General features: G+C 71.7%; 20 protein-coding genes and 1 other RNA gene. 2 read left to right on the forward strand and 19 right to left on the reverse strand.

All coding sequences use genetic code 11. From position 1 onward, the window contains the following. Positions 1 to 2 precede the first annotated feature (2 nt). From LG391_RS06750 to tsaA, 16 genes are all read right to left on the reverse strand, one after another. On the reverse strand, positions 3 to 1757 hold the full coding sequence (locus LG391_RS06750; RefSeq protein ID WP_225767206.1) for a penicillin-binding protein 2: 1755 nt from the start codon (positions 1755 to 1757) through the stop codon (positions 3 to 5). Then, entirely contained in the window at positions 1754 to 2509 is a 756-nt protein-coding gene (locus tag LG391_RS06755) for a hypothetical protein (protein WP_225767207.1), read from the reverse strand. Before LG391_RS06755 ends, LG391_RS06750 begins: the two co-directional genes overlap by 4 nt. Further along, the gene (rsmH, locus tag LG391_RS06760; protein WP_225767208.1) at positions 2506 to 3480 is read right to left on the reverse strand and encodes a 16S rRNA (cytosine(1402)-N(4))-methyltransferase RsmH; all 975 of its coding nucleotides are present in this window, start codon (positions 3478 to 3480) and stop codon (positions 2506 to 2508) included. Before rsmH ends, LG391_RS06755 begins: the two co-directional genes overlap by 4 nt. Further along, positions 3477 to 3953 (reverse strand): division/cell wall cluster transcriptional repressor MraZ, encoded by a 477-nt coding sequence (locus LG391_RS06765; RefSeq protein WP_225767209.1) that lies wholly within the window; start codon positions 3951 to 3953, stop codon positions 3477 to 3479. The genes rsmH and LG391_RS06765 overlap by 4 nt, the downstream gene beginning before the upstream one ends. A gap of 339 nt (positions 3954 to 4292) precedes the next feature. Further along, positions 4293 to 4700: RNase P RNA component class A (rnpB, locus tag LG391_RS06770), an RNA gene on the reverse strand. A gap of 52 nt (positions 4701 to 4752) precedes the next feature. After that, positions 4753 to 6054, reverse strand: a complete 1302-nt coding sequence (xylA, locus tag LG391_RS06775; RefSeq protein ID WP_225767210.1) for a xylose isomerase — start codon at positions 6052 to 6054, stop codon at positions 4753 to 4755. A gap of 78 nt (positions 6055 to 6132) precedes the next feature. Beyond that, entirely contained in the window at positions 6133 to 6870 is a 738-nt protein-coding gene (locus LG391_RS06780) for a GNAT family N-acetyltransferase (RefSeq protein ID WP_225767211.1), read from the reverse strand. A gap of 11 nt (positions 6871 to 6881) precedes the next feature. Continuing rightward, complete coding sequence (locus LG391_RS06785) at positions 6882 to 7601, reverse strand: pyridoxamine 5'-phosphate oxidase family protein (RefSeq protein ID WP_225767212.1); 720 nt, start codon at positions 7599 to 7601, stop codon at positions 6882 to 6884. A 90-nt stretch (positions 7602 to 7691) separates the two neighbouring features. Further along, the gene (locus LG391_RS06790) at positions 7692 to 9146 is read right to left on the reverse strand and encodes a PLP-dependent aminotransferase family protein (RefSeq protein WP_225767213.1); all 1455 of its coding nucleotides are present in this window, start codon (positions 9144 to 9146) and stop codon (positions 7692 to 7694) included. A 4-nt stretch (positions 9147 to 9150) separates the two neighbouring features. Continuing rightward, positions 9151 to 9585, reverse strand: a complete 435-nt coding sequence (locus LG391_RS06795) for a TIGR01244 family sulfur transferase (RefSeq protein WP_225767214.1) — start codon at positions 9583 to 9585, stop codon at positions 9151 to 9153. A gap of 10 nt (positions 9586 to 9595) precedes the next feature. After that, positions 9596 to 10474 (reverse strand): DMT family transporter, encoded by an 879-nt coding sequence (locus LG391_RS06800; protein ID WP_225767215.1) that lies wholly within the window; start codon positions 10472 to 10474, stop codon positions 9596 to 9598. Beyond that, entirely contained in the window at positions 10474 to 12270 is a 1797-nt protein-coding gene (locus LG391_RS06805; RefSeq protein ID WP_225767216.1) for an ABC-F family ATP-binding cassette domain-containing protein, read from the reverse strand. The genes LG391_RS06800 and LG391_RS06805 overlap by 1 nt, the downstream gene beginning before the upstream one ends. A gap of 36 nt (positions 12271 to 12306) precedes the next feature. Further along, on the reverse strand, positions 12307 to 13104 hold the full coding sequence (locus LG391_RS06810; protein ID WP_225767217.1) for an ABC transporter ATP-binding protein: 798 nt from the start codon (positions 13102 to 13104) through the stop codon (positions 12307 to 12309). After that, entirely contained in the window at positions 13101 to 14156 is a 1056-nt protein-coding gene (locus tag LG391_RS06815) for an iron ABC transporter permease (RefSeq protein WP_225767218.1), read from the reverse strand. The genes LG391_RS06810 and LG391_RS06815 overlap by 4 nt, the downstream gene beginning before the upstream one ends. Further along, entirely contained in the window at positions 14116 to 15153 is a 1038-nt protein-coding gene (locus LG391_RS06820) for an iron ABC transporter substrate-binding protein (protein ID WP_225767648.1), read from the reverse strand. The genes LG391_RS06815 and LG391_RS06820 overlap by 41 nt, the downstream gene beginning before the upstream one ends. Before the next feature lie 2 nt (positions 15154 to 15155). Beyond that, positions 15156 to 15653, reverse strand: a complete 498-nt coding sequence (tsaA, locus tag LG391_RS06825; RefSeq protein WP_225767219.1) for a tRNA (N6-threonylcarbamoyladenosine(37)-N6)-methyltransferase TrmO — start codon at positions 15651 to 15653, stop codon at positions 15156 to 15158. 50 nt (positions 15654 to 15703) lie between these two features. Here tsaA and LG391_RS06830 point away from each other — a divergent pair, with 50 nt between their 5' ends. Further along, complete coding sequence (locus tag LG391_RS06830; protein ID WP_225767220.1) at positions 15704 to 17101, forward strand: SDR family oxidoreductase; 1398 nt, start codon at positions 15704 to 15706, stop codon at positions 17099 to 17101. Between the two features lie 4 nt (positions 17102 to 17105). Continuing rightward, complete coding sequence (locus LG391_RS06835) at positions 17106 to 17576, forward strand: DUF2269 domain-containing protein (protein ID WP_225767221.1); 471 nt, start codon at positions 17106 to 17108, stop codon at positions 17574 to 17576. A 300-nt stretch (positions 17577 to 17876) separates the two neighbouring features. On the opposite strand, the gene LG391_RS06840 is transcribed toward LG391_RS06835, so the two are convergent. From LG391_RS06840 to LG391_RS06850, 3 genes are all read right to left on the reverse strand, one after another. Then, positions 17877 to 18608 carry a TerB family tellurite resistance protein gene (locus tag LG391_RS06840; protein WP_225767222.1) on the reverse strand — a complete coding sequence of 244 codons (732 nt, stop codon included), beginning with the start codon at positions 18606 to 18608 and terminating at the stop codon, positions 17877 to 17879. 95 nt (positions 18609 to 18703) lie between these two features. Further along, positions 18704 to 19648 carry a M48 family metallopeptidase gene (locus LG391_RS06845; protein ID WP_225767223.1) on the reverse strand — a complete coding sequence of 315 codons (945 nt, stop codon included), beginning with the start codon at positions 19646 to 19648 and terminating at the stop codon, positions 18704 to 18706. A 10-nt stretch (positions 19649 to 19658) separates the two neighbouring features. Beyond that, positions 19659 to 21737, reverse strand: a complete 2079-nt coding sequence (locus tag LG391_RS06850) for an adenylate/guanylate cyclase domain-containing protein (protein ID WP_225767224.1) — start codon at positions 21735 to 21737, stop codon at positions 19659 to 19661. Positions 21738 to 21754 lie beyond the last annotated feature (17 nt).

Raw genomic sequence — 21754 nt, forward strand, 5'->3', positions numbered from 1 at the left:
GCTCATCCCTCCTCGACCGCCGCCTGCTGGGCACCGCCGGCAACGGACCCCACGGGCAGCGCCAGCTGCTGCAGGATCGCCGGGTCGTTCGGGTCCTTCGGCTCGACCCCCATCATCGGCCCCATGCGGGCGATGATCTGGCCGCCCAGCGGCGCCGCGTTCCAGCCGGCGGTATTGTAGCCGTAAGTGCCCGGGATCGCCTGGGCATCCTCCAGCATGGTCATGACGACGTATTTCGGATCATAGGCCGGGAAGATGCCGACGAAGTCGGTCACCCCGGCCTTGCGGTTGTAGCCGCCCCGCACCGCCTTGTTGGCCGAGCCGGTCTTGGCGCCGACGAAATAGCCGGGAACTTCCGCCTTGGTGGCGGTGCCGCTGACGGTCACGACCCGCATCAGCGCCCGCATCGTCCGCGACAGCTCGGGCGACAGCACCCGCTTTCCCGGAACCGGCTGGGACGGGTCGCGCTTGAACAGCGTCGGCGGATGGAGAATGCCGCCATTGACCACGGCGGCGACCGCAGTGACGAGCTGGACCGGGGTGACCGCCATGCCGTGGCCGTAGGAGATGGTCATGCCGCTGACCTGGCTCCAGGGCTGCGGCACCATCGGCGACCCGACCTCCGGCAGCTCGAGCGGCGACGGCTTCGTCAGCCCGAGCCGGGCCAGGAACTCCTTCTGCCGTTCCAGCCCCGCCGCCTCGAACATGTGCACCGAGCCGGTGTTCATCGACTGGCGGAAGATCTCGTAGACGCTCCACCGGCCGGACTGCGGCTCGGCCCGGAAGTTGCGGATGGTGAAGCGGCCGACCCGGATCGGGCTCTGGTCATAGGTGGTCTGGAGGGTCGAGGTGCCACTCTCCAACGCCAGGGCGGTGTTAAAGATCTTGAAGGTGGAGCCCATCTCGTACACGCCGAGCGTGTTCCGGTTGAACAGGGCGTCCTGGGAGGCGGCGGTCGGGTCGTAGGGGTTGAAGTCCGGCAGCGAGACCATGGACAGGATCTCGCCGGTCTTGACGTCCATGATCAGGACGTTGCCGGCCGTCGCCTTGAACTTGGTGATCGCCGCCTGCAGCTCGTTCCGCACCATCTCCTGCAGCCGCAGGTCGATCGACAGCGCCACCGACTCGCCGTTCTGCAGCCGGTCGTCCAGGCTCTTCTCCAGCCCGGCGATGCCCTGCGCGTCGATGTTGGTGAAGCCGACGACATGCGAGGTCAGATTGCCGGCCGGGTAATAGCGGCGCTCTTCGTTCTGGAAGGCGAGGCCGGGGATGCCCAGCCGGTTGACCTCGTATTGCTGGGTCGGGGTCAGGCCCCGCTTCAACCAGACGAAGCGGCGGTCGGCCGACAGGTCGGCCAGCAGCTTGGTCTGGTCCAGGGCGGGCAGCACCTTGCTCAGGCGCAGCGCGGCCTCGATCGGGTCCAGCACCAGCTTCGGGTCGGCATAGAGCGACACCGAGGGCAGCGTGGTGGCCAGGATCAGCCCGTTGCGGGCGCGCAGCTCCGCCCGGTCGGCGACCGGGGCGACGGCGGAGACGGCGCGGTTGGCGAGGCTGCTGTCGGCATCGCTGCCGAAGGCCATCAGGTCGACCAGCCGCAGGCCGATGCCGGCGAAGGCCAGGCTGAACACGAGGGCGCTGATGACGACGCGCTGGCGGCCAGTCTCGATGGCCGCGGAAAGCCGTTGAGCCGGCCGAAGGGCCGGCTCCGTCTGCCGCGGTGCATTCGTCGGGAAGCCATCCAGCGCGTCGGCCGTCATCGAATTCCCCGTGGCGCCTCGAGGCCGGAGAGCAGGGCGCCGATCGGATCATCCGATGCGGCGGCCCGGGTCGGGGTCAGGGCCTGGGCCACGGCCTCCAGCGGTGCCGTGGGCCGGCGCGGCGCCACCACCGGCCGGATCGGGACATCGGCCGTCGCGACCCGGGTGACGGGAGGGGCCGAGACCGGCGGCTGCGCCGAGGGGGCCACGGCCGGGGCCGCCACCGGCGCCGGCCGGACCTCGACCGCCGCCATCTGCACCGGGGCGGCGGGCGCGGCCGGCTGGGCCGGGGCAACGGCCGGCTGGGGCGAAACGGCTGGGGTCTGGACGGGCATCGGCGCGGCCGCGGCAAGGAGGACACCGCCCTCGCCGGGCCGGTGGCCGGGCAGGGGCACGGGCCCGAAGCTGGGCAGCGCATCGACCTGGGCGACCAGCGACGCCGGCGGCGTCGTGGGCTCGCCGTCGAGCGACGGCAGCGGCATCGGGACGTCCGCCGCGCTGGCGATCATCTGCGTGGGCGCGATCGGGCGCAGCTTCGTAAACTGGTCCGTCAGCGCCTGCAAGCGCGACGGCTGGTTCAGGAACGCCCATTCGGCATGCATCACCCGGATCGAATCCTGTTCCCGCAGGATCGACCGGTTGAGGCCGCGCAGCTCGCCTTCCAGCGCCTGCACCTCGTAGCTGGTCTTGAACAGGAACGCGCTCGACGCCCCGATGAGGCCGAGCCAGATCATCGTGCCGACGCGGATCATGCTGCCACCCTCCCCCTATCCCCGCCCCCATGGCCAACCGGCGGCCAAGCCGGAGCCTCGCTGCGGATCGCCGCCCGCAGCCGCGCCGACCGGGCGCGCGGGTTGCTGCGGGTCTCGGCCTCGCCCGGCGTGACCGACCGCTTGGCCGCCAGGCGGAAGCTCGGCGCCCGGGCTTCGCCGCCGGGCGCCGCGACATGACGGGACACGCCGCCGCCGGCGCCGCTGCGCTCCGCCAGGAAGCGCTTGACGCGACGGTCCTCCAGGCTGTGGAAAGTGACCACGGCGAGCCGTCCCCCGGGCCTCAGCAGGCGTTCGGCCCCGCTCAAGCCGTGGTCGAGTTCGGTCAGTTCCTCATTCACCCACAGGCGCAGCGCCTGGAAGGTGCGCGTCGCCGGATCGATGCCGTCCTTCGACCGCGGCACCACCCGGCGCACGATCTCGGCCAGCTGCAGCGTGCGCTCGATCCGCGCCTCCTTGCGCGCGGCGACGATGGCGCGGGCGACGCGGCGCGACAGGCGCTCCTCGCCGTATTCGTAGATCACGTCGGCCAGCTCGGCCTCGGGCATGGCGTTGACCACGTCGGCGGCGCTCTGCCCATCCCGTCCCATGCGCATGTCGAGCGGGCCGTCGGCGCGGAAGGAGAAGCCGCGCGCCGGGTCGTCGAGCTGCGGCGAGGACACGCCGAGATCCAGCACCACCCCGTCCGCCTGCTCGCCGACCAGCGAGTCCATGGCGCCGAAGCGGCCCTCGACGATGCGGAACCGGCCCGGCTGCTCGGCCTCCAGGCGGCGCCCCTCCGCCACCGCCTCGGGGTCGCGGTCGATGCCGACCACCCGGCAATCGGCCGCCGCCAGCAGGCCGCGGGCATAGCCGCCGCGGCCGAAGGTGCCATCGACGATCAGGTCGCCGTCGCGCGGCGCCACCGCCGCCACGACCTCGTTCAGCAGGACCGGGATATGGGTGCCGCTCATGCCGCACCTCCGTGAGTCCCGGGGCCATTGGTGCCGGCGCGGGCCAGGGTCAGGTCGCGCGAGGCGGCCAGGCGGGCCTGCTGATGCGCCTTCAAGGCGTTCGGCTCCCAGATCTGGAAGCGGCTGCCCATGCCCATGAAGGCGACGCTCTCGGTGATGCCCGCCAGATCCAGCATGTGCCGCGGCAGGATGATCCGCCCCTCCGGATCCATCTGCAGCTGCTGCGTCTCGGAGAATTCGCGGATTTCCAGGGCCTCGCGCTCCGGCGAGTACAGGTCCATCGCGTCGAGCCGGCGCTGAACCTCGTCCATGTAGGCCTCGGTGACCCCGTCCAGGGCCTGGCGGTCCGGGGAAGGCTTCACGTTCACGACCGGGGCGCCCAGCGCCTCCAAGGTCGCGCGGAAGGGAGCGGGCACGCTGACCCGCCCCTTCCTGTCGACCTTGTTGACGTAGGTGCCCGTGAACCGAGCCATCCATCCCCCTGGCGGCGCGTCCGCCGCCTCAACACCCCCGTCGCCCACACCCCGGAAGTGGACGATCGATCCCATCCGATGGGAGTTCATGGGATATCATGGGCAACGATGGAACACAATGGGACGGACTGGTCAAATCATGGGAAATCAATGGATTTTCTGTGATCCGTGGCTTTTCTGCCGCTTTGAGGGGAGTCTTCGTCCGCCGCCGGAACAAAACCGAAGTCGGCGCGCTTCTTTCGACTCCGATCTTCGGAGCGTTTTTCTTTTGTTCTCATCTGGAGACAAGAAAAATGCGGCCCGGACGCTGTCCGGCCGCTCGACGGCGATATCGGAGAAGGCGGCAGATGGCCTGTAAGCCGGGTTCTGTCCCCGGCCCCGTATCCTTGCGGACGGCGGGCCGGGGGATGGCCATTCCTCTGGGACGACGGTCGCCCGTCGCCTCGCGCGACCAACCCGGGCGGCGGGCGGAAACGCCCGTCGGCCCATGGTTTCCCACGGGCCGGCCCGCCCCTATTCGGTCTTGCTCCCGGTGGGGTTTACCGTGCCGCGACCGTTGCCGGCCGCGCGGTGCGCTCTTACCGCACCCTTTCACCCTTACCCGGCCGGAGCCGGGCGGTTTGCTTTCTGTGGCACTGTCCCTGGGGTCGCCCCCGCCGGGCGTTACCCGGCACCGTGTTTCCGTGGAGCCCGGACTTTCCTCCCCGCCGGACCGAAGCCCGGCAGAGCGGCCATCCGGCCATCTGCTGCTGCGCAGTGTATAGGAACTGGCCGGCCGGACCGCAAGGCGGCGTCGGCCTCAAAAGCGGTTGACGAGGTTCTCCAGCATCTCCTGCCGGCCCGAGCGGGGCTTCGGCGCGATGGCGCGGGCCTCGGCGGCGGCGGCGATCTCCTCCAGGCTGTGCCCGGCCGCGGCATGGTCGGGCCGATCCCAGCCGGCGTAGCGGTCGGCGACGTGGGCGGCCAGCCGGCCGTCCTCGATCATCGCCGCCGCCGTCAGGAACGACCGGGCACAGGTATCGATGCCGCCGATATGGGCATGGACCAGGTCGTCGGGTTCGATCGACTGGCGCCGGATCTTGGCATCGAAATTGAGCCCGCCGGTGGTCAGCCCGCCGCCCTTCAGCACCTGATAGAACGCCAGAGCCAGCTGCGGCGCGTCGTTCGGGAACTGGTCGGTGTCCCAGCCGAGGAGCGGGTCGCCGCGGTTGATGTCGAGCGAGCCGAAGATGCCGAACGCGTTGGCCACCGCGATCTCGTGCTCGAAGGTGTGGCCGGCCAGGATCGCGTGGTTCTCCTCTAGGTTCAGCTTGACGTCCCGCTCCAGGCCGAAATGCTTGAGGAACCCGTAGACCGTCGCCGCGTCGAAATCATACTGGTGCTTGGTCGGCTCGCGCGGCTTCGGCTCGATCAGGATCGGCCCCTGAAAGCCGATCTTGTGCTTGTAGTCGACGACCAGCGACAGGAACCGGCCCATCTGGTCGATCTCGCGCTTCAGGTCGGTGTTCAGCAGCGTCTCATAGCCCTCGCGCCCGCCCCACAGCACGTAGTTGGCGCCGCCGAGGGCGTGGGTGACGTCGAGCGCGGTCTTCACCGTGGCGGCCGACCACGCGAACACCTCGGGATCGGGGTTGCTGGCGGCGCCGGCCATGAACCGGGGATGGCTGAAGAGGTTGGCGGTGCCCCAGAGCAGCCGGGTCCCGGTCTCCGCCTGCTTCCGCCCCAGATACTCGCCCATCTCCCGGGTGTTCGCGAGGGTCTCGGACAGGCCGGCGCCTTCCGGGGCGACGTCGCGGTCATGGAAGGTATAGAAGGGCACGCCCAGCACGCGGAACAGGTCGAAGGCGGCGTCGGCCTTGGCCCGCGCTGCCGCCATCGGCTCGCCGTGCATCCACGGCCGGTCGATGGTCGGCGCCCCGAAGGGATCGGAACCGTTCATCACCAGGCTGTGCCAGTAGCACACGGCGAGCCGCAGATGGTCCTTCAGCGGCTTGCCGAGCACGACCCGGTCCGGGTCGTAGTGGCGATAGGCCAGCGGGTTGTCCGACCCAGGCCCCTCGAATCGGATCGTCGGAAAGGATGAAAAAATCGTATCGGACATGGCGGGCTTCCTCCGGAGGAACGGGACTATTCAGGATCGAAGCCGTCCCGGCCCGATCGTCCGCCACGCCAGCAAACGTCAGTCCGATCCGGGCGGCAAGGACAAACCGCGCGTCAGGTCGGACAGACGCTCCTTCTGCCGTCCCTCGGCGTCGAAATTCGCCGGGTCGAGCCAGCGCTCGAAGGCGGCGCGCAGCCGCGGCCATTCGCTGTCGATGATCGAGAACCAGGCGGTGTCGCGGTTGCGGCCCTTGTACACCACGGCCTGGCGGAACAGCCCTTCGTAGCGGAAGCCGAGCCGGGCGGCCGCGGCGCGCGACGGCGCGTTCAGGCTGTCGCATTTCCATTCGTAGCGGCGGTAGCCGAGCTCGTCGACCCCCCGCCGCATCATCAGGAACATCGCCTCGGTCGCCATCGGCGTGCGCTGCAAGAGCGGCGAGAAAAGGATGTGCCCGACCTCGATCACCCCGTTCGCCGGGTCGATGCGGGGATAGGAGGCGACGCCGACCGCCCGGCCGGTGGTGCGGTCGATCACCGTGTGGAACAGCGGGTCGCTGCCGGCCGCCATCCTGTCGAGCCAGGCGCGGAAGCTCTCGAGATCGGAGAACGGCCCGACGCCGAGATAGGTCCAGTTGCGGCCCTCCGCGTCCCTTCCCATCGCCTCGTAGAGATCCTCGGCGTGGCGGGCGGGGTCGAGCGGTTCGAGCCGGCAGGTGCGGCCTTCCATCGGCGTGCGCGGCGGCAGCGGCCGCCTCTCCCAGCCGGGAACGGGGGCGCCTATCGGCTGGCCCAGGGGGTTGGTCAGTTCGGTGGTCATGTCGTCCCCACTTACTCGCCGGCTTCGACGGGGGCGAGGCTGGCCCCGACATTGGCCCGCAGGATCTCGTCGAAGCGGGCGTCCCTGGCATAGGGTTCGGTGCCGGCGCCGGGGGCGATGCCGGGCGGCAGCAGCGAGCAGGGCTGCAGCGCGCCGATGGTCTCCGCGATCGGGATCACCCCGGCCCAGATGCCGGCGGCGAGGTCGTCCTCGTCGTCATGCGGCGGGCCGCTGCGGATCTTCACGCTGGCCTCCTCGATCTCCATCGCGATCAGCGTGGTGGCCCGCACCTCCTTGTCGGTCGGGCGCCGCATCTCCGCCACACGGCCGGGGAACAGCCGCTCGACATAGGCGTCGAGCGCCTCGCGCTTATGCGCCTCGTCCTCGACCTTCGACGCGGTGCCGAACACCATCACCGAGCGGTAGTTCATCGAGCAGTTGAAGCCGGAGCGGGCGAGGACCAGCCCGTCGATATGGGTGGCGGTCAGGCAGACCGGCAGGCCGGTGCCCTGCCCCTGCAGCATGCGGCTGACCGAAGAACCGTGCCAGTACAGCCGGTCGCCCTCGCGCCAATAGGCCGTGGGCGTGCAATAGGGCTGGCCGTCGAGGACATAGGCGATGTGGCACACCACGCTGGCGTCGAGCACGGCGTGGACCGTGGCGCGGTCATAGGCGCCGCGCTTGGCCAGGCGCTTCAGCCGGGCGCGGGCGGAGGGGACGATCTCGGTCATGGCGATCCTCGGAACGGCATTGGCCTTCCCGATGCCGCGTTCCGCGGCATGTGGAAAGGTCCAATTCTGCGCGGCCGGCCCGACCAATCCTCAGCGGAATCCGCGCAGCACGGCCCCGAACGTTCGGGCGGCGTCATCCAGGGCCTGGGGCGGGAAGCCGGTGAAGCCCAGGATCAGGGCCCGGCGCGGCGGGGCCGCGATGTGCATCGGCGACAGCGGCCTCACCACGATGCCGCGCCGGCGTGCCGCCTCCGCCACCGCGACGTCGTCCAGCCCCGGCCGCAGATCGGCGACCAGATACATGCCGCGGTCGACCGGGGCGACGGTCAGGTCGTCGCCGGCCTCCGCCGCCAGCGCCGCCGCCAGCCGCTCGCGCCGTTCGGCGTATTCCTGGCGCATGCGGCGGATGTGCCGGGTGAAATGGCCCTCGTTGATGAAGTCGACCAGCACGTCGTCGAGGATGGTCGACGGGAAGCGGTCGGCGGCGTTGCGGATCGCGGCGAAGCGGCCGACCAGATCGGGCGGCAGCACCACGTAGCCGACGCGCAGGCCCGGGAACAGCACCTTGCTGAGGGTGCCGATGTAGATGACGCGGCCGTGCCGGTCCAAGCCCTGCAGGGCCGAGAGCGGCCGGCCGGAGAAGCGGAACTCGCTGTCGTAGTCGTCCTCGATCACCCAGCGCCCGTCGCGCGCCCAGTCGAGCAGCGCCAGCCGCCGCGGCAGGCTCATCGCCACGCCGAGGGGGTAATGGTGCGTCGGGGTGCAGTAGAGCAGCCGCGCCTCCGGCTCCAGCGCCAGGCCGGCGGCGACGTCCAGCCCCTGCCCGTCCACCGGCACCGGAACGATCCGCAGCCGGTGCTGGCGCAGGCAGGCCAGAGCCGCCGGGTAGCACGGGTCCTCGATCCAGGCCGGGTCGCCGGCCTGGGCTATGCCGCGCAGCACCAGGTCCAGCCCCTGCTGGCTGCCGGAGACGATGGCGATGCGGTCGGCGTCGCAGGCGACGGAGCGCGACACCCGCAGATACTCGGCCAGCGCCTCGCGCAGCGGCCGGTGGCCCATCGGGTCGCCATAGCCGCGCTGGCGCACGCCGATGCCGCGCAGATGGCGCTGCACCAGCCGGCCCCAGGCGCGCTCGGTGGCCGGGTGCATGCCGCAGAAGCCGGCGGCGAAGGGCACCGTCTCGCCGCGCCAGGCCGGGGCCGCGGCGGCCTTGTCGAGGCTCTTCACCGGAGCGGCGGGCTGGTCCTCCGCCTCGATCCCGGCGGCGACATAGGTGCCGGCGCCGACCCGGCCCGCGACCACGCCCTCGGCCTGCAGCTGGTCATAGGCGGCGACCACAGTGGTGCGCGACACGCCGAGCCGGTCGGCCAGGCTTCGCGTTGCCGGCAGCCTTGTGCCGGCCGGCACCACCCGGCGGGCGATCAGGTCGCGCAGCGCCAGGTGGAGCTGCTGGAACAACGGCCGCCCGTCCTCCGGGTCGAGCCCGATCTCGATCAGGTCGATCCAGGAGACCGGGCGGTCGCGGACCGGCTGCCGGCCAGCCATCGCGTCACCCCTGGCGCAGCCGTGCCACCAGGTCCGGCAGGGAGGCGATCTGGAAGCCTTTCTCCGCCGCCGCGGCGACGAGCGCGCCGGCGTCGCGACGGCCGGCCAGCACCTCGCCCGCGGCCCAGAGCAGGGTCGAGCGGGTGCCGCTGCGGCAATGCATCACCACCGGCTTCGGCGCCGCGGCCAGGGCCTGCTGCATCGCCTCGACATCGCCCGGCGCGATCGAGGAGGAGGTGACCGGGATGTGGATATAGGTCAGGCCCAGCCGCTCGGCCTCCGCCCGCGCCTGCTCGGCCGGCAGCTGGCCCGGCTCCTCGCCGTCCGGCCGGTTGTTGATCAGGGTGCGCGCACCCGAGGCCGCGATCTCCGCGATCGCCGCGCGGTCCACCTGCGCCGCCGCGTAGAGGTCGGGTGCGATCTGCGTCAGCTTGGCCATGGCTCTCCTCTCACGTGACCTGCGCCTGGGCTTCGACCACCTTGGGCCGGCGCAGGATGATGATGCCGACGCCGATCAGCGTGGCGATGCCGCCGAGCAGCAGGGTCCAACTGGCCGGCTCTCCCAGGAACAGCACACCCGACAGCACGCCGAACACCGGCACGAGCAAGGTATAGGGCATGGTCTGGTTGACGGAATAGGTGCGCAGCAGCCTGTACCAGACGGCGTAGGACAGGATGACGACGACCACGGCCTGGAAGGCGACGGCGATCCACGCCCACATGCTGGCCTGGGTCACCGCCTGCCATTGCCCGTCTTCGAGCAGCAGCGAGACGCAAAGCAGCATCGGCGCGGCGAACAGCGACATCCAGCCGTTGATGGTGGAGGGGTCGAGATCCGCCATCCGCTTCATCTGGATGTTGGCGGCCGCCCAGACGATCGCCGCCAGCACGATCAGCCCGATCGCCCAGAGGGCGGAGCTGTGCCGCGGCTCGCCGGCCAGGATGGCGACGCCGCCGATGGCGACCGCCATGCCGAGCGCCCGGCGCCAGCCGATCCTGTCGCCGAAGAACAGCATGGCCATGGCGGCCGAGGCCGGCACCTGGACCTGGATGACGATCGCCGCCACCGCCGCGTCGACATGGGCGAGGCCGGTGAACATCAGCGAGAAATGGGTCAGCCCCAGCATCACCGACAGGATCAGCACGTCGCGCCAGCGCCCGCGCGGCATGCGCACGAAGGGCACCAGCAGCAGCGCCACCAGGCCGAAGCGCAGCGCCATGAACAGCAGCGGCGGCAGCTCCGCGAGGCCGTATTTGGCGATCACGAAGTTGTAGCCCCAGATCAGCATGACGCCGAGGGCCAGCAGCAGGTCGAGCGGACGCATCATCAGGCGCCGAGCTCCTCCGCCAGGGAAGCGAGCTCGAGCCAGCGCTCCTCCGCCGCCTCCTTCTCCGCCTGCGCCGCCGCCAGCCGGGCGGTCTTCTTCGCGAAGCCGTCGGGGTCGCGGGCGTAGAGGGCCGGATCCTCCAGGGCCTTGCCGAGTTGGGCGATCTCGACGGTCAGCGCCTCGATCCTGCCGGGCAGCAGGTCGAGCTCGCGCTGATCCTTGAAGCTGAGCTTGGTGCGCGGCTTCGGGGCCGACGGCTTGGCCGCCGCGGCCGGCTTGGCGGCTTGAGCGGGCGCCGCGGCCGGCGCCGGGCGCTGGCGCAGATAGTCGGTGTAGCCTCCGACATACTCCGTAACCCGGCCCTGGCCTTCGACCGCGATCACCGAGGTCACCAGCCGGTCGAGGAAGTCGCGGTCGTGGCTGACCAGGATCAGCGTGCCCTGGAAATCCGCCAGCACCTCCTCCAGGAGGTCCAGCGTCTCCAGGTCCAGGTCGTTGGTCGGCTCGTCCAGGATCAGCAGGTTGCTGGGCCGGGCGAACAGCTTGGCCAGCAGCAGCCGGCCACGCTCACCGCCCGACAGGCTCTTCACCGGGCTGAACATCCGCGAGGAATCGAACAGGAAGTCGCCGAGATAGGAGGCGATGTGCCGCTTCTGGTCGCCGACCTGGACGTGGTCGCCGCCATGCGGCAGCAGCACGTCGCGCAGCGTCGCCTCGGGGTCGAGCGCGATGCGGGTCTGGTCGTAATAGGCGGCCTCCACCCCCGGCCCCAGCCGCACCGTCCCGGAATCCGGCGGCTCGGCCCCGGTCAGCACCTTGACCAGGGTCGACTTGCCGGCGCCGTTCGGGCCGATCACGCCGATCCGGTCGCCGCGCAGCACCCGGGTGGAGAAGTCGCGGACGATGACGGTGTCGCCGAAGGCCTTGGACACGCCCTCGGCCTCGATCACCCTCGCGGCACCGCGGGCGGCCTCGGCGATGCCGAGCGCCGCCACGCCCTGGCGGGCGATCTGCGACCGCCGCTCGGCCCGCATGGCATAAAGCGCGCGCAGCCGGCCCTGGTTGCGCTTGCGGCGGGCGCTGATGCCCTGGCGCGACCAGGTGGTCTCGGTGGCGATCTTCTTGTCCAGCCGCGCCCGCTCCGCCTCCTCCTGCGCCAGGATGGTCTCGGTCCACTCCTCGAACTGGGCGAAGGGCTTGTCCATCTGCCGCAGCACGCCGCGGTCGATCCACCAGGCGCGCTGCACCAGCGCGTTCAGGAAGGCGCGGTCGTGGCTGATCAGCAGCAGCGCGCCGCGCCAGGCCTTCAGCTCGCCCTCCAGCCATTCGCTGGTCGGCAGGTCGAGATGGTTGGTCGGCTCGTCCAGCAGCAGCACGTCGGGCTCGCCGACCACGGCGGCGGCGATGGCGGCGCGCCGCCCCTCCCCGCCCGACAGCGTGCCGGTCGGCCGGTCGCCCTTGAGCTTGCCCGCCGCCAGCACCTGGTCGACCCGCCAATGGTCATGGGCGCGGTCGGCGGGCAGGGCCGAGGCGACATAGTCGGCCACGGTGGCGTGGGCGGACAGGTCCGGCTCCTGCGCCAGATAGGCGATGCGGACGCCGGGCTGGACGAAGCGCTCGCCGCCGTCGAGGTCGATGGCGCCGGCCAGGGCCTTCAGGATGGTCGACTTGCCGCTGCCGTTGCGGCCGACCAGGCAGGCCTTGTCGCCGGCCGAGAGCGCCAGGTCGACGCCGGTCCAGAGGGGCGTGCCGCCGAAGGTGACGGCGGCGTTGCGGAGGCCGATCAGAAGGGTCATGCGCCGAGGATCCGAGAGAGGCCGCCCTTGTCGCAACTATGACCGGGCTTGGCTACCCCGGTTTGGACATACCGGACTCACGACGAAGCGGCCGGTCGCCGTGCGCTCGACCGTGAGGGTCACGCCGTAGAGCCGGGTCAGCCGGTCCGGCGTCAGCACCGATTCGACCGGCCCTGCCTCGAACCGCCCGCCCGGTTCCAGCACCGCGACCCGGTCGGCGACGGCGAAGGCGTGCTCCGGTTCATGGGTCGAGACCAGCACCGCCAGCCCGTCCGCGGCCAGGGCGCGGATGCGGTCCAGAACCATGAGGCGGTTGCCGAGGTCGAGGCTGGCCGTCGGTTCGTCCATCACCACCACCCCGGCCTGCTGGGCCAAGGCGCGGGCGATCAGCGCCAGCTGCCGCTGGCCGCCGGAGATCCGGGTCGAGTCCCGCGGCGCCAGCGCGGCGATGCCGAGGGCGCCGAGCGCCCGCATGGCGATGTCGAGATCGGCCTTGCCGGGCACGGCGAAGGCGCCGAGCGCCGCCGTCCGCCCCATCACCACGAGGTCGAGCACGGTGTAGGCGAAGTCGCCGGGATAGGCCTGCGGCACATAGGCGACGCGGCGGGCGACGGTTGCCGGCCGCAGCCGGTCCAGCGCCTCTCCGCCGACCCGGACGGTGCCGGCCAGCGGCGGGATCAGGCCGAGCAGCGTCTTGAACAGGGTGGTCTTGCCGACCCCATTGGGGCCGAGCAGGCAGGTGACGGTGCCGGCCTCGAGCGCCAGGTCGATGCCGGCGACGACGGCGGTGCCGCCATAGCCGATGGTGAGCCCTTCGGCGGACAGCGCGGTCACGGCAGCCGCCTCCGCCGGCCATGCGCCAGCAGCCAGACGAAGATCGGGCCGCCGATCGCGGCGGTCAGGACGCCGAGCGGGATCTCGATCTCGGCGGCGGAGCGCGCCAGCGTGTCGATCGCCAGCATGAAGGCGGCGCCCAGCAGGATCGCGGCCGGCAGCAGCCGGTCGAAGCGCGGGCCCACCAACAGCCGCGCCATATGCGGCACCATCAACCCGACCCAGCCGATGACGCCGGAGATCGCGACCACCGCGGACGTAACCAGCGTCGCCGCGCCGATCACCAGCAGGCGCAGCCGCGGCACGTCGACGCCGAGGGCCCGCGCCTCGTCCTCGCCCAGCGACAGCACGCCGATGCGCCAGCGCAGCAGCAGCAGGGGCACGAGGCCGACCAGCACCGCCGGCAGCACTGCCGCCACGTCGTCCACCTTCACCCCGGCCAGGCTGCCGAGCAGCCAGAAGGTGATCGCCGGCAACTGGTCGTAGGGGTCGGCCAGCACCTTGACCAGGGAGATGGCGGCGCCGGCCAGGGCGCCGACCACGATTCCGGCCAGGACCAGCACCAGCACGTCGCCGCCGCCCCGGAGCGCGCGGGCCAGGGCGCCGACCGCGGCCACTGTGGCCAGCCCGCCGCCGAAGCCGAGCAGCTGGATCGCGACGACCGGCAGGCCGAGCAGGATGCCCAGCACCGCGCCGAAGCCGGCGCCCGTCGAAACGCCGAGGATGTCCGGCGACACCAGCGGGTTGCGAAACAGGCTCTGATAGGCGGCGCCGGCGGCGGAGAGCGCGGCGCCGACCAGCATCGCCGCCAGCACTCGCGGCAGGCGGATGCGGAACAGCACCGTCTCCACCGTCGGGTCGACCGCGGCGCCGGCCAGCCGGCGCCAGAGCGCCGCCACCACCTCCTGCGGCGGGATGCGGTAGGGGCCGATGCCGGCGGCGGCCAGCGCCGTCGCGATCAGCAGGAGCGTGAGGACCAGAAGGACCGTGGCCGTGCGCACCAAGCCGGCCTCAGCCCCCGACACCGTCGAGCAGGCGATCCAGGTCGGCATCGGTCAGGTCGACCTGGTAGAACAGGCGGTAGAAGCCGCGGACCTGGTCGCGCAGGCTGCCCGGCGCCTGCTCCGGGTAGAGGGTGTGCAGCAGCCAGGTCAGGCCGATCAGCCGGTTGACCGAGGGCGGGACGTCGACGAAGCCGAAGGGCAGGCCCGGCGACAGGAACACGCGCCCGGCCTTCACCGCCGGCACCGGCTGCCAGTCCGGATTCGCCGCGACACCGTGGCCGAAGCGGCGGTCGAGTGCGATGATGATGTCCGGCGCCCAGGCGATCACCTGCTCGCGCGAGGCGGTGACCAGGCCGCCCTTGTCGCGCAGGCCTTCGACCACGTTGACGGCGCCGGCGCGCTCGATGATCTCGGTGTTGATCGAGCCGCGCGATCCGCTCTCCAGCCCTTCCGGGCCGCGGGCGAGATAGACCTTCGGGCGCTGGTTGGCCGGCACCTTGGCCAGGACGGCGTCGAGCTGGCCGAAGATCTCCTCCGCCGCCTTGGCCAACGCCTCGCCCCGCTCCGGCACGCCCAGAATGCCGGCCAACAGGCGCAGCGCCGCCGGGGTGTTGCCGAAGCTGCCGTCGATCAGCAGATACGGGATGCCGGTCTGCTGCTGCACCCGGTCGGCCAGCGAGATGTAGGTGTCGCCGATGGTGCCGAAATCGACGATCAGGTCAGGCCTGGCGGCCAGCAGCTGTTCGAGGTTCACCGTGTCGCCCCGGCCGGTGAGGCGGCCGGTCTCCGGCAGGTCGCGCACCGCGGGCAGCAGGAACGGCTTGTCCTCCGGCCGCGGCGCGCGTACCCAGCCGGTCATGGTCTGCGGCGCCAGCATATAGAGGAGGACCGAGGCCGGCGGGCCGGCGGCAAAGACCCTGGTGACGTGATCCGGGATGTCGACCTGGCGGCCGGCGGAATCGGTGACGGTGCGGGCCCAGGCCGGCGCGACAGCAAGGACCAGAGCGGCGAGCAGGGCGGCCAGGGCGCCGCGGCGGCGGAACATGGTCACGGGTCCCCCACATCGGAATCGCCCGGCGTCGGCGGGGCCAGCGGCGTGAAGGCGCAGCGGTCCGGCTTGATGTCGATCAGCGGCGTGCCGTCGAGGCAGTCGAGCCCGCGCACCAGCAGGGTTGAGCCTTCGATCCCGAGCAGCGCCACCATCGCGGTGCCGATCGGGTTGGGCCGCACCGGCGAGCGCAGCGAGAAGGTACCGCGGGTGGTGCCGTCGTCCTTCGGGCTCTGCAGCACCAGGTCGCGACGCGAGCGGTGCAGCCAGTACAGGATCTCCAGCGTCTGGTATTCGCCGACGCCGGCCAGCGCCTGATCCCAGGGCGGGAACACCTCGATCCGGCAGGTCGGCCCGTCCCGCCGGCCCTGGCGCGGGCAGTCCATGCGGTCGGTCCAGGGCGTGCGGATGCGGCCGATGAAGACGAGGCCGGCATCGCCTGCCCCGGACCATTCGACGGCGCGTTCGGCCGCCCGGATCTCGTCCTCGCGCACCATGCGGACCTCCAGCTCCCGTGCCGCTTCGTTATATAGAGCGATATACGCCGGTGGGCGAGAGGCTTGATGCCTTGGAGACCACAAGCAGCGCCATGCGGCGGCCGCAAAAGCCGGATACGACCGGCAAGGCCGAGTTCGACCCGTCAATTCCGGAGCGTCGAGGGACCGACGGCATCGCTGACGCCGTTGTGCCTCAAAGGACTTCGACAGCCATGCGCGTTCTCCTCGTCGGCAGCACCGGATTTCTCGGGAAGGCGATCCACGCCGCCCTCGCGCGTGGCGGCCATCAGGTCGCCCCGCTCGGCCGGGACCAGGGCTACGACCTCGAAGATGCCTCCTCGTTCGATCGCGCGGCACCGCGGCTTACAGGCGCCGAAGGCATCGTCATCGCCGCCGGGGATCTGACCGATGACAGCGGGAGGGCAGCCCGGATGACCGAGGGCATCGCCGCCCTTCTCGACCGGGCCGCGGCGACCCGGGTCCCCAACCTCGTGCTGATCTCCAGCATCGGCGCCCATCCCGAGGCGCCGCTCGCATCCTTGCGCGGGAAGGCCGCGCAGGAACAGGCCCTGCTCGACCATCGGCGCGGCAACCCCTCGCCCAACTGGACGATCGTCCGGCCATCGCTGGTCTGCGGGCCGGGCGGCGCGAGCTCGCGCCTGCTCGCCAGCCTCGCGAGCCTGCCGCTGCGCCCGCGGATCCGGTCCGGCCCGATCCGGCCCGTGCATGTCGACGATCTCGCCGAGGCGGTGGTCCGGCTGCTGGCCTCGCCGCGGACCGGGGAGGCCGCGGTCGACGCCTGCGGTCCGGACCGGGTCGATCTCGAAGGCTATCTCCGCGCTTTCGAGCCGGAAGGCCGGCGCGCGTGGCCGCTGCCGGTCCCGAACGGGCTGGAGCGGCTGCTCTTCCGGCTCGCCGGCCGGCTTCGCCTGCCGCTCGCCGGCGATGCGATGCTCCAGCTCCTCCGCGCCGGCGCGGATGGCGATCCCAAGGCGCTGCCCCGGCGAACCGGCGTGACGCCGAGGCCTCTGGCAGCCGCCGCGGGCGGCCTGATGCCGGCGTCGCCGGTGCTGCGCTGGCTCCTGGTCCTCGGCCTCGCGCCGTTCTGGATCTGGTCGGGGCTCTGTTCGGTCTGGCTGTGGCCGGTCGACCAGAGCGCCGAGATGGCAAGGCAGGCCGGCGTGCCCGACGCCCTCGCCGTCGCCTCGGTCTATGCCGGCGGCGTCCTCGACATCGTCATCGGCGCCGCGATGCTGCCGCGCGCGACGCAGTACCCGGCCTCTCTCGCCGCGGTCGCGGTGACCGTCGCCTATGTCGCGGTCATGACCTTCGGCGCGCCGGAGCTGTGGCTGCACCCGCTCGGGCCGGCGGCGAAGGGGCTGCCGCTGGCGGCCGCGGCGCTCGGCGTGGCCATGCTGGCCAAGGCGGACTCCCCGAGAAAGGGCTGACCCGATGGACCTCTACATGGCCCTCAAATATGTGCATGTGATCAGCTCGACGATCATCTTCGGCACCGGTCTCGGCACGGCCTTCCAGATGTGGATGGCGCATCGGCGCGGCGACGTGCGCGCCATCGCAGTCGTGGCGCGGAATGTCGTCCGCGCCGACTGGATCTTCACCACGCCCGCCGTGATCGTGCAGCCGCTGTCGGGGGCCGCGATGATGCACCTGGCCGGCTTTCAGGCCAGCGACGGCTGGCTCGCCCTCTCGCTCGGCCTCTATGTGCTGACCGGCGCGTGCTGGCTGCCGGTGGTCTGGCTTCAGGTCCGGGCCGCGAGGCTGGCGGAACAGGCCGCGGCGGCCGGGCAGCCGCTGCCGCCGGCCTATCACCGCATTCTCCGCCTCTGGTTCCTGCTCGGCTGGCCCGCCTTCATCGCCGTCCTGGTGATCTTCTGGCTGATGCTGACGAAGCCGGTGGTGTAACCGCTCCAGGTGCGAGTCGGCCGTCTTGCCCCAAGCCCGGATCTCTCACACCCCCTGCGACCTGCGCCGGTTCAAAATGCCGACGGGGCAGGAGAGCGGCGCAGCGCGATGCCTTTGCATCGGGCAAGCCGTTCGACGCACCCTGTCGGCATGTTCAACCGGCCCGAAGGGTCGCCTTGCGGCGGCCGCCTGCGGGGGCGGGCCGCTCAACCGTATGTCCCTATACGCTTTTCGCGTCCCGCCCCCGCATCCGACTCGCCGCAAGGCGACGCAGGGCGTAGGGGGTGTGAGAGATCCGGGCTAGGCCAGCTTCCGTTCGCGCCGGATGATGTCGTAGGCGGCGTTGATCCGGGCCATCTTGTCGGTGGCGACGGCGATGAAGTCGGCCGGCATGCCGCGGGCGACCAGCCGGTCCGGATGGTGCTCGCGGATCAGCCGACGATAGGCCGCCTTCAGGCTCTCGTCGTCGATCTGCGGTTCGACCCCCAACACGCCGTAAGGATCGACGTCGCAGCCGGCGCATTCCTCGGCGCAGAGCCGGTGGAAGTCGGACTGGGCGAGGCCGAACAGGCCGGACACGGCGCGCAGATAGTCGAGCTCCGCCGGCTTCACGTCGCCATCGGCCTTGGCGATGGTGAACAGGCACTGCAGCAGCTCCTCCAGCACCTCCGGCCGGTCCTTGAACATGCCGGCGAGCTGCCTTGCATAGGGTTCGAACCCGGCGGAGTCGCGGCGCGCCAGGTTGAACAGGCGCTCGACATTCGCCTCTTCCTCCGGCGGCACGCGGAAGACCTGGCGGAAGGCCGTCACCTCCGCCGCCGTCACCGCGCCGTCGGCCTTCGCCATCTTGGCGCCCAGCGCGATCACGCCGATGGTGAAGGCGATGTGCTGGGTGGCGTCGCCGTCGGCCGGCGGCTGGCCGCGATACCAGTCGACCGCATGGCCGGCCACGGCGCCCAGCAGCGCCCCGATCGGGCCGCCGATGGCCAGCCCCGCGGCCGCACCGACGATCTTGCCCCAAATGCCGCTCATCCCTCGTTCCGTCCGCCGATACGCCGCCCCTTGGCCGTCATGATAACAGGTCGCGCGGCGGAACGGAGGGGCCGCGATGACGCGGATCCTGCAGTTCAGCTGGCCTCCGCCGGGTTGCGCAGGTAGTAGCGCCGGGTCGGGAACACCGCCTTGATCGTGGCGAAATCCGCCGATCCGGCTGACCCGCCGCCGGCCGGGAGCCGCGCCGCCTGCTCGTCCAGCAGCTCGATCCGCTCTCGCGTGTCGGGATGGGTGGAGAACAGCGAGGTCGTCTTCTCCGTTCCCGGCGGCACCAGCGAATCCAGGGTCCGGAACACCGCCGAGGCCTGGCGCGGATCGTAGCCGGTAGCGCGGAACACGGTCAGGATATAGGCGTCGGCCTCGCGCTCATGCCCGCGCGAATAGCCGGAGGTGATCAGCCGGCCCATCTCCGGCGCGATCGCATCCAGCGCCGGGCCGGTGATCTCGCGCAGGCCGGAGACCTTGGCATCGATCTCGCGCTGGGCCACCTCCTTGAAGAAGTCGCTCAACCTGTCGGCGAAGCCCTTGCCGTCCAGCTCCGCCACCTGGTGGCCGAGTTCGGCATGGCCCATCTCATGCGCGATCACCGCCGCCAGCTCGGCCTCGCCGGCGACATAGCGCAGCATGCCCTTGTTGATCCCCAGCTTGCCGCCCGGCAGCGACCAGGCGTTCGGGCTGTTGTCGTCCAGCACCGTGATCTCCCAGCGGAAGCCGCGCCGGGACACCCGGAACAGCGGCTCGGCGAAGCTGCGCACGGCCGACTGGACCCTGGCGTTGGAATAGGCACCGCCCGATTGCGCGATCAGGCGCGGATACAACCCTTCGCCGAGGGCGGCCTCGTCGACCGAGGCCGCCTTGTTGTCGGAGGCGAGCAGCCGGCCGAGCGTGTTCGCCGCGCCGACCGGATCGTTGGCATAGTCCTGTGCGGTCTGGCAGCCGCCGAGCGCGAGCGTCGCGAGGCCGGCACCGGCCGCGGCGAGAAAGCCGCGGCGGGCCAGGATTGTGGATGGCGTGCTCAAGATTTCCCCCTCATTTCGTGGTCAAGCTGTGGCTGCGGTCCCAACCGGCCGGCGGCGGCGTCCGGGCATAGGCCTGCGCGCGGTCGCGGTAGAGCGCGGCGGCCGGATCGGTGCCGGCCAGCTCGGCGAAGCGCTCCGCCGCCTCGGCGAAGCGGCGGCGGTAGTAGAGGGCAAGCGCGGCGTGGACCCGCCGCACGGCCTGGACCTGCTCGGCCGTGGCATCGGCCAGCGGCGCGATCGGCTCGTACACCCGGACCGGCCGCTGCTTGCCCTTGACCGCCAGGTAGTCGAGCCGCCGCACCAGCCAGCGCCGCGGCAGGGCGCGATAGGTCGCCTCGCCGATCATCAGCCGGCTGCCGTACAGCTTGTTGGCGCCCTCCAGCCGCGAGGCGAGGTTCACCGCGTCGCCGAGCACCGTGTAGTTCAGCCGGGTCGGCGACCCGACATTGCCGACCACGGCAAGGCCGGAGTTGATGCCGGCGCGCAGGCCGAGCGGCGGCAGCCCCTCGTCGTGCATCACCACGCGGTTGTACCGGCCGAGCGCCACGAAGGCGTCCATCCCCGCGGCGACGGCGTGCTCCGCGGCGCGGGGATCGGGCAGCGGCGCACCCCACACCGCCATCACCGAATCGCCGATGAACTTGTCGACATAGCCGCCATGGCGCTCGACCGCATCGGCGACGCGGGCCAGCAGGCCGTTCACCGCGGCGACCAGCCGCTCCGGCTCCTGCTCCAGCCTCTCGCTCAGATCGGTGAAGCCGGCGATGTCGTAGAAGGCGATGGTGATCGGCCGGGTCTCGCCGGCGAGAGTCAGGGCATCGGGATTCTCGGCCAGCCGCTCGACCAGCGCCGGGGCGAGGTAGTGGCGGAAGGCGTGGACCACCCGGCGCCGGGTGCGATCCTCCACCACGAAGCGATAGACATAGACCGCGGTGTAGGTCAGGGCGAAGGCCAGCAGCAGCGGCAAGAGCGGCGGGACGATGCCGCCGCCGAGCGCCGGCAGCGAGACCAGGACTGCGGCGGCCGCCGCGGCCAGCGCGGCCAGAAGCCCCCAGACCGGCGCCAGCAGGAACAGCACCGACCCGAGCGCGGCCGAGGCGGCGCCGACCACCGCGGCCGCGATCGGCGGCGGCAGCATCTGCGGCGCCCGGCCGAGGGCGAAGGTCAGGGCGGCAATGGCGTGGATCTGCGCCCCCGGCGTGGTGCGGCGGCCCAGCATCGACACCGGCTGCGCCGGCGCCGCCGTGCAGCGGGCCGCGGGCTCGTGGTCGGCGGCCTCCTCCAGCCCGCGGCGCGGGGTGGTGTGGCGATCCTCGACGTCGAGGACGGGGCCGATGACGACGATGCGGTCGGCGAACTGCCCCCGGAAGAAGTCGAGTCGGCCGGCCTTGGCGCAGGCGGCCAGGTCTGCGAATTCGTAGATCGGCACGTCCCGCGGCCCGATGGTGAAGTCGACCAGCGTCTCGCCGTCCGGCACCGCGTGGCCGGCGCGCGACGCCAGCTCCGCCGCGAAGGTCGGGATGTCGCCGCCCTCCCGCAGCGGCAGCCGGGCCGGATACAGACGGACCACGTCGTCGCGGTCGCGCAGCAGGCTGAGCGGCCGCAGATTGGCCTCGCCGGCCGCAATCACTTGCCCCTGGTCCGGCCGCAGCGCGAGGTCGCCCGACTGGGCGAAGCCCAGCACGATCTTCCTCTCCGGCCCGAGCGCGGCCAACGCCCGCAGCAGCGGCCGGTCGTGGTTGGGCTTGAGTTCCGGCCGATCGAGCGTGGTCGGGTAGATCTCGTCGAGGCCGATCACCCTCGCCCCGCCTTCCGCCAGCCCGGCCAGCACGAAGCCGAGCTCCGGCGTCCAGGCGACCTTCGGCCGGTTCTGCAGCGGCGGGGTGCGATACGTCTCCTCCCGGATCGCCACCACGGCCACCGGCGGCCGGTCCGGCAGCGGCCGGCGGGTCCAGCCGAGCGGACGGTCGAGCCACAGCAGCAGGTCGATGCCCTGGCGCTGCAGCAGGTCGGCGCCGGGCAGCAGCAGGCCGCTGCCCAGGGCCATGCCGATGCCGAGCGCCACACCCAGGCGGCGGAGCCTTCGCATGATCGAGGGAGAGGAAG

The organism is Inquilinus sp. Marseille-Q2685, from assembly GCF_916619195.1.
GTDB lineage: Bacteria > Pseudomonadota > Alphaproteobacteria > DSM-16000 > Inquilinaceae > Inquilinus.